The organism is Kitasatospora sp. NPDC056446 (assembly GCF_042796115.1).
In the GTDB taxonomy this organism is placed as follows: domain Bacteria; phylum Actinomycetota; class Actinomycetes; order Streptomycetales; family Streptomycetaceae; genus Kitasatospora.
Map to the genome: position 1 here is coordinate 1 of NZ_JBHTRF010000038.1, position 14,807 is coordinate 14,807.

A 14,807-nucleotide genomic window follows, 5' to 3' on the forward strand; every position below is an offset into this window, starting at 1 on the left:
GTCCGGGCCCGCCCCCGCTCGCGTGTCCGGCACGCCCCGCGCGTCACGCCGGCGGGCGGCCCCCGGTGAGCACCCAGCGGACGTCCACGAACCCCGGCTGCTGCAGGGTCATCCGGCCGTTCCTGACCACCTGGTAGGTGACCCAGGTGTTCACCAGCCGCGGCGAGCCGCTGCTGGGCAGCATGTTGGTGGTGCCCCAGTTCAGCGGCGGGGTGATCCCGACGTCGATGCCCTCGCCGGCGTCCAGCAGCCCGGAGATCGCCTTCGGGGTGACCGGCTTGCCGGCCTCCGACAGCTTCTGCGCCACCATCCGGAACACCTCGTACGCGACCCAGGTGGTCTGCACCCCGGGGTCGGAGACGTCGATGGTGCTCCCGCCGGTGGTGTCGGCGCGCACCACCGCCCGCAGCCCGTCCCAGATCTTCGCCGACTCGGGCGGGTACCAGCTGGTGACGTAGGCGCCGCCGAGCGGGCCGGGGTCCCCGCCGGTGGAGTCGACCACCGACTGCTGGACGCTGCCGATCACCGAGGCGATCCGGGTGTTCTTCGGGTTGAGCCGCCGGTAGGAGTCCAGCAGGTTGCCGGTCGGCTCGGCGGCCAGCGCGCTGGTGACGCAGTTGCCCGGCTCGTCCTTGCCGAGCGCCTTCCGGGCCACCGGCGTGTAGTCGGAGGACTGCTCGGGCGCCTTGACGTCCAGCAGCCTGACCCCGGCCGGCCGCAGGGCGGTGCCCAGGTAGCCGAGCAGGTTGTCGCCGGCCGGGGTGTCCGGGCGGACCAGCGACACGGTCTTGCAGCCCGCGTCCACCAACTGGCGGCCGTTGCCCGCGATCAGCGCCGGCATGCCGCCGTCCACCGGGTAGGACAGCGGGCTGGTGAACTCCGGCTGGGAGAGCCCGTAGCCGCCGATCAGCGGGATGCCGGCGCGCTCCAGCACCGGCATGAAGGCGTCGCCCCACTGGCTGTAGGAGCCGATCACGGCGGACACCTTGGCGTCCACCGCCTGCTGGGCGCAGGCGCGGGCGCCGTCCGCGGTGTTGTGTTCGTTGCAGGTGACCACCCGCAGTCGGTGGCCGTTCAGTCCGCCCTTGGTGTTGACGTCCTGGCCGATCGCGGAGGCGAGCGCGGTCATGCCCGGCCGGTCGGCGGTGCCGGTTCCGGACGGGGCCCAGGTCATCACGGTCAGGTCGGCGCCGCTGGTGGAAGCATCGGCCGGTCCGCCGCACGCGGAGGCCGAGAAGAGGGTGGGGAGCAGTACCGCCGCGGTTGCGGCGGCGGCGATCGGGCGTCGGCGGCGGCGTCGGACGATCGCGGGACGGTCCTGGAACGAGTCCCTTCGGCTGGTCATCGATCTTCCCTCTCTGGGCGCACTCCGGCGCACCGGACACAGCCAAGCCCCGGCGCCGCAAGGTGAGAGGGCCGAAATGCGAACGGTCGGCAAACGACGGCTGAAATCCGGAGGGGTACGCGTGTAGATCGGGAGTGGAGTACGAACAGACAGGGAACGTACGATCGTTCACCATGTCCGCCAGCACAGATTCTTCGCACCGGTCCGCCCGAAACACTTCTCGTCCGGGCCACCGCTCCAGCACGATGGGCGGCATGCCGCTCAACGACCTGCCCTGGTGGCGCTGGCGAGCCCGACTGCGCTCGGCGCTGCACATGTTGTCCGACCCCGGTTTCCAGCAGGAGGCCTGGCTGGCCGGCCGGGAGGGCTACGGGGACGTGACCGATGCCGTCTACCGGCTGGTCGAGGACACCTGGCTGGACCGGTGGTCCGCCGAGAAGTACATCGGCACGATGCTGCGGGACCCGGCCGAGGCCGCGCTGGTCGACGTCGCGGTGCTGCGCGCGGTGCAGATGCTGCACGAGGTCGGTGCGGACGCCCCGGCCTCCGCCTACCTCGGCCACCCCGGCTGGCCGGAGGCCGTCCGGGCCGCCCGCGAGGCGCACGTGCTGCTGGCGACCAACGACGGGGACGATCCGGACGCGCTCCCCAAGTCGCTGGACGTGCTGCGCATCCTCACCCGGGTCTGACGCCCGGGAGGGCACCGTCCGGCCGGACGGTGCCCTCCCGCCGGGGAGCGGTCCCCGGCCGGACGGTGCCGTCCCGCAGTACGGGCAGCGGGGCGGGGGCTGTCCGGGATGTGACACGCTGGACCGTCCACGCACGTCACGAGCTCAGAACGGGATACCCCCCAGTGGAACAGCAGCCGGCCGGCGCCCAGTACGTCCTCACGCTGTCCTGCCCCGACAAGCAGGGCATCGTCCACGCCGTCTCCAGCTACCTCTTCATGACCGGCTGCAACATCATCGACAGCCAGCAGTTCGGGGACGGCGACAGCGGGCTCTTCTTCATGCGGGTGCACTTCTCCGCCCCCGAGCCGGTCACCGCCGACAAGCTGCGGGCCAGCTTCGCCGCGATCGGGGCCTCGTTCGCGATGGACTGGCAGATCCACCCGACCGACCGGCGGATGCGGATCGTCCTGCTGGTCAGCAAGTTCGGGCACTGCCTGAACGACCTGCTCTACCGCACCCGGATCGGCGCCCTGCCGGTGGAGATCGCCGCGGTGGTCTCCAACCACACCGACCTCCAGGACCTGACCGAGAGCTACGGCATCCCCTTCCACCACATCCCGGTCACCAAGGACACCAAGGCCGAGGCCGAGCGGCGGCTGCTGGACCTGGTCGCCGCCGAGCAGGTCGAACTGGTCGTGCTCGCCCGCTACATGCAGGTGCTCTCCGACCGGCTGTGCACCGAGCTGTCCGGCCGGGTGATCAACATCCACCACTCCTTCCTGCCGAGCTTCAAGGGCGCCAAGCCGTACCACCAGGCGCACGCCCGCGGCGTGAAGCTGATCGGTGCCACCGCGCACTACGTGACGGCCGACCTCGACGAGGGCCCGATCATCGAGCAGGAGGTGGCCCGGGTCACCCACGACGTCAGCCCGGACCAGCTGGTCGCGCTCGGCCGGGACGTCGAGTGCCAGGCGCTGGCCCGTGCGGTGAAGTGGCACAGCGAGCACCGGGTGCTGCTCGACGGGACCCGTACGGTCGTCTTCGCGTAGGCGTAGGCGTAGGGCGGCTGTCGGCGCCTACGGGCGCGACAGCAGCGGGAGCGCGTGCAGCACCTCGCGGATCGCGGCCCGGTCCCCGTGCTCGCCGACCGGCAGCCGGTCCGGGTCTCGGTGGGCGGCGGCCAAGCGGCAGAGCTCCAGGCCGTTCAGCACCATCGAGGCCACCGGCTCCCCGCCGGGCGGCCCCGCGTCCGGGCCGCTCGCGCCGCTCCGGCCGCCCGTCCCACTCGTCCCACTCGTCCCGCTTACACCGACCGGGCCGCTCACGCCGGTCACCCCGGTCACGCCGTCCAGCGGGACCAGCCACTCGCCGCTCGCCGGGCCGTCGACCACCAGCCGGAGCCGACGGGCGCCCCCGGCCCCGCCGTCCGGCACGGCCGGCGCCCCCGCGTGCTCGGGACGGGCGGCCCGCAGGCCGGCCAGCGCCCGGGGGAGCAGCCGGACCACCAGCTCCACCATCTGCCGCAGGTGCTGCGGCGCCGGCGGGTCGTACGGGTAGGCGACCGCGCGGGCCACGTCCTCGCCGTGCACGTAGCACTCCAGGGCGCGGTCCACGAAGGCGTCCCGCAGCGGCAGCACGGCGAAGCCGAAGTCGACCGGGGTGTTGCCCTGCGGGGCGAGCGCGGCGCTGCGCACCAGGTCGTGGGTCTGCCGCCGCCACCGGGTGCGCACCGACTGCGGGGACAGGGCGCTCTGCTCGGCGAGCATCCGGGCGGTGCGGGAGGTGAGCGCGGTGTACCGGCCGCCCTGCGGCGGCACGCGCGGCCCCGGCGGCGGCCCCGTCGGATCCTGCGGCGGCACCCGTCGTCCGGCCGTCGCGGCGGGCGCGCCCGGAGCGGCCGGCACCGGGTCGGGCAGGCCGAGGGCGAGCGCCAGGAAGCCGTCCACGGCGGTCAAACGGCCCAGCACCTCGGCCGGGCGCAGCCGCTCGGTGCCGCCGTGCCACGGCAGTTCGGCCACCTCCTGCCACTCCTCCGGGCCGAGGTCGCGCAGCAGCGCGTCGAGCTTGGCGGTCTCCGCCGTGTACGGCATCCCCCAGGCGGGGACGGGGAGTTCGGCCGGCCGCCGGGCCAGGCACCAGTCCAGCACCTGCTGGCGCAGCGAGCCGGGCTGGTCCAGCGGCTCCTCCAGGGAGAGCCAGCCGGCCGCGTCGCGCAGCCGGGCGGCCTCCTCGGCGCACTCCGGGCAGGCGCGCAGGTGCTGTTCCAGGTCGGCGGCCTCGCGGGGCGGGCAGGCGCCGAGGGCCCAGGCGCCGAGCAGCGAGCGCAGGGCGTCGTGCTGCTCCTCAGTGCTGCTCACGTCTCCCCGTCCCCGGCTTCGTCCTGGCGGGCCCGCTCCTCGGCCAGTTCGGTGGCCAGCAGCTCCAGTCCGAGGCGCATCCGCTGCTTGGCGGCCTGCTCGCTGATGCCGAGCAGCCGGGCCGTCTCCCGGTAGGTGCGGCCGTCGTAGTAGGTCACGGCGATGGTCTCACGCAGGGTCCGGGGCAGGGAGTCGACCACGTACTGGACGCGCGCGGCGGTGGCCACGGCGCGGATCTCGGCCTCGGCACGGACCTCTGCCTCGGCACGGACCTCTGCCTCGGCGCCCCGGACGTCGTGGCCGGGCACCAGTTCGGCGGCCCGCCGGGTCCGCAGCCGTTCGACCGCGCGGCGGTGGGTGAGCGCGCCGAGCCAGGAGCGCAGCGTGCCCTGGGCGGGGTCGAAGTCCTCGGGGTGCTCCCAGACGTGGGCGAAGATCTCCCGGGTGAGCTGGACGGCGGCGGCCTGGTCGGCCAGTATCCGCCCGGCCAGGCCGTGCACCATCGGCGCGAGCTGGTCGTAGAGTTCGCCGAGCGCGGTCTCCTCGCCACGGGCGAGGCGACGCTGCAACTGCTCGTCCCAGCGCGGGGTCCGCTCCGGGGTGGCCATCGTGAACCACCCTCCTGCCCGGGGTCGCTGGCTTACCCAACGGTATCTTGCGGCCGGTCCGGAGCGGGTGGAATCCCGCAAGAACGGAACCCGTCCTCGCGGATCGTCGGCGTGGCGCGGTTCTTCACATGGTGCGACGGTCCGTTGGTGGGACCGTCCGGGGATCGCCCGGGACCGTCCGGGGATTGTTCAAGGGGACCCGCCCGGGTGGACTGCCGGGGGACTGCCGGGCGGGCGCCGCTTGTTCGAGAGCCGTTGGACATATGTCGCACGGGTGGTTCGCGAGTGGCGGGCGGGGCGCCGGGGGCGGGCGGCGGTAGGTTCCCGACTGCGGGACCGGCGGGTCGGCCCGGGCCGGACGAGCGCCGGTACGAGGCTCGCGAGAGTGAACGGGACAGTATGCACTGCCCTGTCCCCCGAACGCCGGAATATGCCCGAAGCGCTTGCTGCGGTCCGTCAGCCCGCTCATCCTGGGGCGTATTCGTGCCGCGGCCTGTGGGCGCTCGGCGAGTCGGCACGGACGAGTGGACGCGGCTGGACGGACCGGGCGAGCGCCCGGATGCGGCCCGGGTGGCACCGGGCGGAGTGCGAGGGCCCGTCGGCCGGACGATCCGGCCCGATCGGGACTTAGGCCGAACTGCGAGTGCGGGTGGTGGAGCGGTGCAGGTTCTTCAGGTACAGCTGGCGGTCCAGGCGGACCCCGCCGAGGTCGGCCGGGCCCGCCGGTGGGTGCGCTCGCGGCTGTTGAACCACGGCGTCGACCCGGACGCGCCGATGGCCGAGACGGTGGTGCTGGTGGTCTCGGAGCTGGTGACCAACGCCGTGGTGCACACCGGCTGTCCGGCCGTGCTGAGGCTCTGTCTGCCGGTGGCCGAGGGGCCGCAGGAGGAGGCCGGGCCGGCCGGCTCACTGCGGGTGGAGGTCGCCGACGCGAGCCGGTCCGCGCCGGCCCCGCGGCACGCGGGAGCGGACGAGGACGCGACCAACGGGCGCGGCCTGGAACTGGTCGAGCTGCTCTGCGAGCGCTGGGGTTGGTACCCGGACGGCTCGGGCAAGCGGGTCTGGTGCGAGATCGGCACCGACGCCCGGCCCACCGATCCGCTGGCGGACGTCGACTGGGCGGCTTTGGCGCAATAGCGGCTTCCGCGGGCGGCCCCGGCGGCGGCCCGGGGCCGGTGGCGATCACCGGCCGAAAGGTGACGCAACCATTCCGAATTTCGGACTACCCATTGACGTGACGTATCCGACTGATCACGCTTGGGTGCGGCTCTCCGTCGCGAGGGGACGCCGAGGGGCCGTCCGACCACCACCGCGGTACCGCTGTCCAGGGGGATCATGTCAGCGAGGGAACCGCGGACTGCCGGTCGCAGGCCGCTCCTCGGCGAGTGCGGAGGGGGCGGCGCGGGTTCAGGGCCCGCGCGTCGCGGGCGGATGGCGGCCTGCCGTGTCGTGCTCGGGGCGCGCACGGTCTGCCGCCGTCCGCTGCGCCGCCCGCAGGGCGTCGGGATCCGGCCATCGAGGGGCGGGCGTTGCCGGCCGGCCGCTGGGCAGGCGCTGTCGGCCGGCCACTGATCACGGCGCGACCGGCCGGCGACGGGCTACCTGGGGGCCGCCCGGAAGGTGCGCCGGTAGGCGCTCGGGGCCACGTCGAGCCGGCCGCGCAGTTGCAGGCGCAGCGAGGCCGCCGTGCCGAAGCCGGACTCCCGGGCGACCTGGTCGATCGTCAGGTCGGTCCGCTCCAGCAACTGACGGGCCCGCTCGGTGCGCTGGGTGGTGATCCACTGGCCGGGACTGGCCCCGGTCTCCTCGCGGAAGCGCCGGGTGAAGGTCCGTACGCTCATCCCCGCCCGGTCGGCGAGCCGGCTGAGCGCGAGCGGCTGGTCCAGGTGCTCCAGCGCCCAGGCCCGGACCGCGGCGGTGCCGAGGTCGTCGGCGTCCACCGGGCTCGGGGCCTCCACGTACTGCTTCTGACCGCCCTCGCGCCACGGCGGCACCAGGCAGTTGCGGGCCACCGCGTTGGCCACCGCGCTGCCGTGGTCGCGGCGGACCACGTGCAGGCAGAGGTCCACCCCGGCGGCCACCCCGCCGGAGGTGAGGATGTCGCCGTCGTCGGTGTAGAGCACGTCCGGATCGAGCCGCACCCGGGGGAACAGCCGGGCGAAGCGATCGGTGTAGCGCCAGTGGGTGGTGGCCGGGCGGCCGTCCAGCAGCCCGGCGGCGGCCAGCACGAAGGAGCCGGTGCAGATCGACATCAGCCGGGTACCGGGCCGGATCCGGGCCAGTGCGGAGGCCAGGGCCGGGGTGAAGCAGGCGTCGGCGACGGCCGGGGCGGAGTCGGCGGAGGCCGGGACGACCACCGTGTCGGCGCGTTCCAGCAGTTCGGGCCCGTGGTCGACCATGACCCGGAAGTCGGCGCTGGTGCCGACCGGCCGCCCGTCCAGGGTGCAGGTGGCCACCTCGTAGAAGGGCCGTCCGGCCGGGTCCTTGGCGCCGCCGAAGATGCGGGCCGGGATGCCGAGTTCGAAGGCGATCACGCCCTCCAGGGCGAGTACCGCGACCAGGTGCGCCATGTCGTCCCCTCGGGTGTCGGCGGGTCCGGGCCAGCGTACGCCGAGGTGTGGCCCGATTCTTGCGAAAGCTGTCATTCAGGCCACTCGTCCGGGGCCCGGCGGCCCGGAACACTCGTGCGGGTGACCGAACGCAGCGCCCCCCACCGCACGCCCGTCCCCGAACCGGCCGACTCCGGACCGGCTGGTTCCGGACCGGCCGGTTCCGAGCAGACCGTCCCCCAGCAGACCGTCCCCGCACCGGCCGGGCGCCCCCGGGTGCACTACGCCTGGGTGGTGGCCGGCGTCTCCCTGCTGGTCCTGCTCGGCTCGGCCGGCTTCCGCTCCACGCCGAGCCTGATGATGGACGCCCTGCACAACGAGTTCGGCTGGTCGCTCGGGACGATCTCCGCGGCCACCTCCGTCAACCTGACCCTCTACGGCCTCACCGCCCCCTTCGCCGCCGCCCTGATGGACCGGTTCGGGGTGCGCCTGGTGGTGGTCTGCGCGCTGCTGACCATCTCGGTCGGCTCCGGGCTCACCATGCTGATGCGCGAGCCGTGGCAACTGGTGCTCTGCTGGGGCGTGCTGGTCGGACTCGGCAGCGGCTCGATGGCCGGCGCCTTCGCCACCACCATCACCGGCCGCTGGTTCCAGGCCCGCCAGGGCCTGGTCACCGGGGTCCTCACCGCGGCCGGGGCGGCCGGCAACCTGGTCTTCCTGCCGGTCGGCGCCTGGCTCGTCGAGCAGCACGGCTGGCGCTCGGCCGTCGTCGTGGTCTCGCTCGCGGCCAGCGCCGTCGCGGTCCCGGTGCTGCTGCTGATGCGCGAACGGCCCGCCGACATCGGCCTGCTCCCGTACGGCGCGACCGAGGAACGGCCCACCACCCCGGCCATCACCGACGGCCGCGCCCTGGCCCGCTCGCTGCGGGTGCTGCGGGAGGCCGCCCGCACCCGGGCGTTCTGGCTGCTGGCCGGCTCCTTCGCGATCTGCGGCGCCACCACCGCCGGCCTGGTCGGCACCCACTTCATCCCGGCGGCGCACGACCACGGCATGCCGGTCACCACCGCCGCGAGCCTGCTCGCCCTGATCGGCCTCTTCGACGTGGTCGGCACCATCTTCAGCGGCTGGCTCACCGACCGGGTCGACTCCCGGGTGCTGCTCACCACCTACTACGGGCTGCGCGGCCTGTCCCTGCTGCTGCTCCCGCAGCTGCTGGCGGGCTCGCTGCAGCCGCCGATCCTCGCCTTCGTGGTCTTCTACGGCCTGGACTGGGTCGCCACCGTCCCGCCGACCGTCGCACTGTGCCGCCGGCACTTCGGTGAGGACGCCCCGATCGTCTTCGGCTGGGTCCTGGCCAGCCACCAGATCGGTGCGGCCGTCGTCGCCGGGCTGGCCGGCCTGGCCCGCGACGCGCTCGGGAACTACGACCTGACCTGGTACGGCGCCGGCGCGCTGTGCGCGGTCGCGGTCGGGCTCTGCCTGGCGCTCCGCGGCGGTCGGCCGGGCGGAGCGGGTGTCGCCGTGAAGGCTGTCGGGGCGGAGGCCTAGGCTCCCGGCATGGCGCTCAACTTCACCCTGGACCCGAAGCTCGACCCCGACCTGCGGACGGACATCGTCCGGCTGTGGACCGACGTCACCAATGCCGGCGGCGCGGTCGGCTTCGTGGCGCCGGTCACCGAGGAAGAGGTGTGGGACACCGCCGACCGCCAGTTCAGCGGGGTCGGCCCGGACGGTCCGGACCGGCTGCTGGTCGCCCACGACGGCGACACCGGCCGGCTGGTCGGCGTGCTGTTCTTCGCGTCCACGCGCTTCGAACTCATGGAGCACTGGCGGATGCTCAAGCGGGTCATGGTGCACCCGGACTGCCAGGGCCTCGGGTACGGTGCCGCGCTGCTCGCCGAGGCCGAACGGGTGGCCCGGGAGTGGGGCCTGGAGTCGCTGCGGCTCACCGCGCGCGGCGGCCTGGGACTGGAGCGGTTCTACACCCGCAGCGGCTACCAGGAGGTCGGCCGGGTGCCGGCCGCGATCCGGGTCGCCCCCGGGGACGACCGCGACGACATCACCATGTGGCTCGACCTGCGCTGAGCACGGCCCGGGCACCGGTCCGTACGGCCGGTGCGGCCCGGTCGGGTGGCCTTCCCTCCTTGCCCGCCGTCGGGCAGGAGGGGCCCACCTCCTTGGCCGGCGTCGGGCAGGAGGGGCCCACCTCCTTGGCCGGCGTCGCGCAGGAGGGGCCCTCCCGCGCGCCGGGTGTCAGGCATGCTTGACTGGAGGGCCCGCCCCGCAAGGACCCGCCCAGTCCCCGCGCAAGAAGAAGGATGTGTTCCAGTGAGCAGCAACGGCCTGGAGAAGTCGCACGCCACGCTCCGCTACACCTCCATGCGGGTCAGCATCTTCCTGGGTTGCCTGCTGGTGGCCCTGCTGCTCGGGCACTTCGGGATCATCCCGGTCAGCGGCGAGGCCGGCATGATCTTCCTCTTCCTGCTGGCCGCGGTCGCCTCCGCGCCGCTCAGCTACGCGCTGCTGAGCAAGCAGCGCGACGCGATGTCGGCCCAGCTCAGCGGCAAGCTCTCCGGGGTCCGCAGCCGTACGGCCGAGCGGATCGCCGCGCAGAACGCCGAGGAGGACGCCGCCGACGACGCCGCCCGCGCGGCGACCGCCGGTCAGAACTGACCCCGGCCCCACCGCAGACCACCGAGCCCGGACCGCAGCCCCCGTGCCCGCCACCCGAGACTCCGTGCCGTCGGAACAGCCGTCCGGCGCGGGTCCGTCGGAACAGCCGTCCGGGCCGCCGTCCGCCGAGGGCGCGTCGGGGACCTGGCCGGCCCCCGTGCGCCGGCCCACCGGGCGGGACGTGGCCCGGCTCGCCGGGGTGTCCCAGGCGACGGTGTCCCTGGTCTTCTCCGGCGCCGAGGCCGGCCGCCGGGTCTCCGAGGCCACCCGGCAGCGGGTCCGGGAGGCGGCCGGAAGTCTCGGCTACCGCCCGCAGGCGGCCGGCCGGCAGCTGCGGCTGGGCCGCAGCGGGATGATCCTGCTCGCCGTGCCGAACCTCCAGGGCCCGTTCTTCGGGCGGGTGTTGGAGGGAGTCCACGACGAGGCCGGACGCAACGGCCTGGCGGTCGTGGTGAGTTCCGGCTGGGGGAGTGACACCCTCGCCGAGGCCGCCACCGCCGGCCGGTTCGACGGCCTGCTGATCTGCTCCCCGGACGACAGCCAGCTCGGCGGGCTGCCCGCCGACACCCCCGCCGTCTTCCTGGACGCCGACCCGGGCACCGACCGCACCCGTCCGACCGTCGAGCTCGACGTGGCCGGCGGGATGCGTGCGGCGGTCGAGCACCTGGCCGCTCTCGGCCACCACCGGATCGGCCGGCTGCGCTCCACCCACGCGGCGTACACCTTCCGGGTGCGGCAGGCCGCGTTCGAGCAGGCGGTCCGGGAACTCGGCCTGGACGTCGTGGAGTCGGGCGTGAGCCTGAACGACGGCCACCGGGCCGCGCGCGCCGTGGCGGGTCGGATGCTGGCCCGGGCGGACCGGCCGCGCGCGGTGATCTGCGATGACGACGTGGTCGCCTCCGGGGTCTACCAGGCCGCCGCGGAGCTGGGGTTGCGGGTGCCGGAAGACCTGTCCGTGGTCGGCATGGACAACGTCGCGGTGGCCGCGCTGCTCGCCCCGCCGCTGACCACCGTCGACCTGCCGGGCGAGGAGCTCGGCCGGGCGGGCGCGGCCGCGTTGGCGGGCCTGCTGCGCGGGGAGCGGGTGGAGCCGGTGGCGCCGCTGGCCACGTCGCTGGTGCTGCGCTCCTCCACGGCGTCGGCGGGCGGGGCTGCGACGGGCACCGCGCGGGCGGGCACGGCCCCGGCGGGCTGACCGCCCGTGGGCGGAGGGACGGGACCGCGCCCGCCGGCCAGACCGCCGGCGGGCGCAGTCGTTCACGGGGGTGGGCCGGCCGGGGTGGCCGGTTCGGCCGGGGCGGCCCACCGCGTCGGCGCTGCGGTTCAGCCCACCGGGACGGGCTGGGCCGGTCGGGCCGTGACGGCCGGCGCGGTGTGGAACCAGCGCCGGGCGCCGAACAGCAGCAGCGCCCCGAGCGCGATCCCGCCGGCCGCGCACAGTGCGACCGGGCGCAGCGAGTCCTCGGCGAGGCTGCCGGAGACCGCGTAGCCGAGCGAGTTGCCGGTGGCGAACAGCGTCACCAGCCAGGCGAAGGCCTCGGTGACGGTGCCGGTCGGCGCCAGTTCGGCGACCAGGACGAAGGCCGCCGCCAGCAGCGGGGCCAGCACGATGCCGGACAGGAAGGCCAGCGCGGCCATCGGGTAGGGACCGGGCAGGGTGAGCAGTGGCAGGTAGGAGGCGGCCATCGCGGCCGCCATCACCCAGGTGCGGGTCGCGGTGCTGCTGCGCCACTTGACCGCGCCGTAGCCGAGCGCGCCGAGCAGTCCGCCGAGCGCGGCCAGTGCCAGCAGGGTGCCCGCGCCGCCGGGCAGCGCGCCGGTGTGGCGCTCGGCGTAGGCGATGAACAGCACGTTCTGCGCGCCGACCGTCCAGCCGGCGCCGGCCAGTCCGACCAGCAGCAGCACCAGGCCGGGGGAGCGCAGCGGCCCGAGCAGGCCGGCCGAGTGCTCGCGGACCGGGGCGCGCCAGGCCTTGGCGGGTGCCGTGGTGGCGACGATCAGCGCGCCGGCCAGGCCGAGCCCGGCGGCCACCCAGAGCGCGGCGACCGGGCTGAAGAGGCCGGCGATCCCGGCGACGGCCAGCGGCCCGGCGACGTAGAGGATCTGCTGGGAGGCCGAGTCGAAGGCGTAGGCGGTGTCGAGCTGCTTCTCCTCGACGACCTCCGGCCAGAGCGAGCGCAGGCAGGGCTCCAGCGGGGGCATGGCGAGTCCGGCGATCGCGGCGCCGATGGGGGCGGCGAGCGGGGAGGCGGGGGCGAGGGCGAGCAGCGCGTACCCGCCGCCGGCCACCACGGCGGAGGCGAGCAGGACGCGCGGCTGCCCGGTGCGGTCCACGATCCGTCCGAGCACCGGTCCGCCGACGGCCGCGGAGATCGCGTACGCGGCGGTGGCCAGCCCGATCCGCCCGTACGGCGCGCCGGCCTCGCGCAGGGCGAGGGCGATCACCAGGGCGGTCATGCCGGCGGGCAGGCGGCCGAGCAGGGTGCCGAGGAGCAGGCGGGTGACGTGTGGGGCGCGGAGCAGGGCGAGGTAGCCCATCGGCGTCTTCTCCGGTCTGGGCAGGCGGGGGCGGGGACGTCGTCAAGGTTATACGTATAACTGCTCAGCGGTCAATCGGGCCATCGGTTCGAACTGATGGGGCGTCAGCTTCGTTCGTGCCCGGAGTTCGGCTCCGAAGCGGGATGCGGAGGGGTGGGGACTTCCGGCCATCTCAAACAAGTACTTTGAACATCTCAAACCTTTACTGCTAACGTGTCGGCCATGACAGCCTCAGACGCACTGCGGACGCACGGACCGGGCCCCCTGCCCGGAGCCGCCCGTTCGTGCGCTCTGACCGGCGCTGTGGACAGCCCGCGCCGTTGTCGCGCCACGAGCTGTACTGCCATGAGCTGTACCGCGGCGGCACGCCCCTGACCCGGGGGTCCCGACCTCTTCCGTCCGGCCCCCGCCGTGCCGCCTGCTCCGCCTCACGCCCCCGTTCAGCACCGCCCTCCCCCGGAGACGCACCCCCATGTCCACAGCGCCCGAGGCGACCTCGTCGCCGTCCGTGCTCACCCGCATCCGCAAGACCCCGTTCTGGGTGCAGATCGTCGCCGGCCTCGTGTTCGGCGTCGGCCTCGGCTACCTGGCCCGGGCCGCCGACATCTCCTGGCTGGCCACCACCCTGGAGACCATCGGCAAGATCTTCGTCCAGCTGCTCAAGCTGGCCGTCCCGCCGCTGGTGTTCACCGCGATCGTGGTGAGCGTCGCCAACCTGCGCAACGTCACCAACGCGGCCCGGCTGGCCACCCGCACGCTGCTCTGGTTCATGATCACCTCGCTGATCGCGGTCGGCATCGGCCTGGGCCTGGGCCTGCTGACCAACCCCGGCAAGGGCACCAACCTCAAGACCGAGGGCCTCAAGGCGCTCGACTCCAAGGGCACCTGGATCGACTTCATCACCGGGATCTTCCCGACCAACATCGTCGACGCCTTCGCCAAGGTGAACGTGCTGCAGATCGTCTTCATGGCGGTCGTGGTCGGTGCCGCGGTCATCAAGCTCGGCGCCAAGGCCGAGCCGGTCCTCAAGCTCAGCGAGTCCGTGCTGGAGCTCACCCAGACCGCGCTGTGGTGGGTCATCCGGCTCTCCCCGCTCGGCACCCTCGGCCTGATCGGCAAGTCCGTCGCCAAGTACGGCTGGGACCTGCTCAAGCCCTTCGCCACGCTGACCCTCGACATCTACGTCGGCTGCGCGCTGGTCCTCTTCGTCGTCTACTCGCTGGTGCTGCGCTTCGCCGCGGGCCTCAACCCGCTGCACTTCTTCAAGGGCGCCTGGCCCGCGATCCAGCTGGCCTTCGTCTCGCGCTCCTCGGTCGGCACCCTGCCGGTCACCCGCCGCGTCACCGAGCGCCTCGGCGTCCCCAGCGAGTACGCGTCCTTCTCGGTGCCGTTCGGCGCCACCACCAAGATGGACGGCTGCGCCGCGATCTACCCGGCGATCGCCGCGATCTTCGTCGCCCAGGTCTACAACATCGAGCTCGGCATCAAGGACTACATCCTGATCGCGTTCGTCTCGGTGGTCGGCTCGGCCGCCACCGCGGGCCTCACCGGCGCGATCGTCATGCTGACGCTCACCCTGTCCACCCTGGGCCTGCCGCTGGAGGGCGTCGGCCTGCTGCTCGCCATCGACCCGATCCTGGACATGATGCGCACCGCGACCAACGTCGCCGGGCAGGTCCTGGTGCCGGTCGTCGTCGCCGCGCGGGAGAAGATCCTCGACGTCGCCGCGTACAACAACCCCTCGGGCGACCTGTACGACACGGACGCCCCGTCCCGGGTCGTTCCGGGCGCTGCCGCCGCCTGATCCCGGCGCCGCTTCGGAGTCGCTCCGGAGCTGACGCGAGGGCCCTCTCCCGGTTCGCCGGGGGAGGGCCCTCGCGTGCTGCGGCGGTGTGGTGTGGCTGTGTGCTGCGGCGGTGTGCTGCGCCCCGGGCGTGGTGGCTGCGTGTCGTGGCTGCGCGCCGCCGGTCGGGAAAAGGCAGGGGGCCCACCGATGGGCGGGCCCCCTTGGGTACTGCTCCTGTGCTCATGGTGACGGCTGTCGGGAGCCGCCGGCGGACCCATCG

At 74.2% G+C, this 14,807-nt stretch carries 13 protein-coding genes; 8 read left to right on the forward strand and 5 right to left on the reverse strand.

The features are described 5' to 3' along the window. Positions 1–43: 43 nt before the first annotated feature. On the reverse strand, positions 44–1,345 hold the full coding sequence (locus ACFQ6N_RS23190) for an ABC transporter substrate-binding protein (RefSeq protein ID WP_380652099.1): 1,302 nt from the start codon (positions 1,343–1,345) through the stop codon (positions 44–46). Positions 1,346–1,518: 173 nt separating this feature from the next. On the opposite strand from ACFQ6N_RS23190, the gene ACFQ6N_RS23195 reads away from it, so the two are divergent. Both ACFQ6N_RS23195 and purU read left to right on the forward strand, forming a co-directional pair. Then, complete coding sequence (locus tag ACFQ6N_RS23195; protein ID WP_380652102.1) at positions 1,519–2,034, forward strand: hypothetical protein; 516 nt, start codon at positions 1,519–1,521, stop codon at positions 2,032–2,034. A 164-nt stretch (positions 2,035–2,198) separates the two neighbouring features. Beyond that, positions 2,199–3,065, forward strand: coding sequence for a formyltetrahydrofolate deformylase (purU, locus tag ACFQ6N_RS23200; RefSeq protein WP_380652105.1), 867 nt, complete (start codon positions 2,199–2,201; stop codon positions 3,063–3,065). Between the two features lie 27 nt (positions 3,066–3,092). On the opposite strand, the gene ACFQ6N_RS23205 is transcribed toward purU, so the two are convergent. Both ACFQ6N_RS23205 and ACFQ6N_RS23210 read right to left on the reverse strand, forming a co-directional pair. Then, positions 3,093–4,373, reverse strand: a complete 1,281-nt coding sequence (locus tag ACFQ6N_RS23205) for a zf-HC2 domain-containing protein (protein ID WP_380652108.1) — start codon at positions 4,371–4,373, stop codon at positions 3,093–3,095. Next, on the reverse strand, positions 4,370–4,981 hold the full coding sequence (locus ACFQ6N_RS23210) for a sigma-70 family RNA polymerase sigma factor (protein ID WP_380652111.1): 612 nt from the start codon (positions 4,979–4,981) through the stop codon (positions 4,370–4,372). The genes ACFQ6N_RS23205 and ACFQ6N_RS23210 overlap by 4 nt, the downstream gene beginning before the upstream one ends. A gap of 660 nt (positions 4,982–5,641) precedes the next feature. Here ACFQ6N_RS23210 and ACFQ6N_RS23215 point away from each other — a divergent pair. After that, complete coding sequence (locus ACFQ6N_RS23215; protein WP_380652114.1) at positions 5,642–6,118, forward strand: ATP-binding protein; 477 nt, start codon at positions 5,642–5,644, stop codon at positions 6,116–6,118. A gap of 461 nt (positions 6,119–6,579) precedes the next feature. On the opposite strand, the gene ACFQ6N_RS23220 is transcribed toward ACFQ6N_RS23215, so the two are convergent. Further along, on the reverse strand, positions 6,580–7,551 hold the full coding sequence (locus ACFQ6N_RS23220) for a GlxA family transcriptional regulator (protein WP_380652117.1): 972 nt from the start codon (positions 7,549–7,551) through the stop codon (positions 6,580–6,582). Between the two features lie 120 nt (positions 7,552–7,671). Between ACFQ6N_RS23220 and ACFQ6N_RS23225 the strand changes: the two genes are divergently transcribed. The 4 genes from ACFQ6N_RS23225 (at position 7,672) to ACFQ6N_RS23240 (ending at position 11,398) form a co-directional block, all read left to right on the forward strand. Then, positions 7,672–9,078 carry an MFS transporter gene (locus ACFQ6N_RS23225; RefSeq protein WP_380652120.1) on the forward strand — a complete coding sequence of 469 codons (1,407 nt, stop codon included), beginning with the start codon at positions 7,672–7,674 and terminating at the stop codon, positions 9,076–9,078. Positions 9,079–9,087: 9 nt separating this feature from the next. Then, positions 9,088–9,615: a GNAT family N-acetyltransferase gene (locus ACFQ6N_RS23230; protein ID WP_380652123.1), complete on the forward strand. Its 528-nt coding sequence runs from the start codon at positions 9,088–9,090 to the stop codon at positions 9,613–9,615. Positions 9,616–9,858: 243 nt separating this feature from the next. After that, entirely contained in the window at positions 9,859–10,203 is a 345-nt protein-coding gene (locus tag ACFQ6N_RS23235; protein ID WP_380652126.1) for a DUF4229 domain-containing protein, read from the forward strand. A 157-nt stretch (positions 10,204–10,360) separates the two neighbouring features. Continuing rightward, complete coding sequence (locus ACFQ6N_RS23240) at positions 10,361–11,398, forward strand: LacI family DNA-binding transcriptional regulator (protein ID WP_380652130.1); 1,038 nt, start codon at positions 10,361–10,363, stop codon at positions 11,396–11,398. A 128-nt stretch (positions 11,399–11,526) separates the two neighbouring features. Here ACFQ6N_RS23240 and ACFQ6N_RS23245 read toward each other — a convergent pair whose 3' ends face one another. Beyond that, positions 11,527–12,741, reverse strand: coding sequence for an MFS transporter (locus ACFQ6N_RS23245; RefSeq protein ID WP_380652133.1), 1,215 nt, complete (start codon positions 12,739–12,741; stop codon positions 11,527–11,529). Between the two features lie 472 nt (positions 12,742–13,213). Between ACFQ6N_RS23245 and ACFQ6N_RS23250 the strand changes: the two genes are divergently transcribed. After that, positions 13,214–14,545, forward strand: a complete 1,332-nt coding sequence (locus ACFQ6N_RS23250) for a dicarboxylate/amino acid:cation symporter (protein WP_380652136.1) — start codon at positions 13,214–13,216, stop codon at positions 14,543–14,545. Positions 14,546–14,807 lie beyond the last annotated feature (262 nt).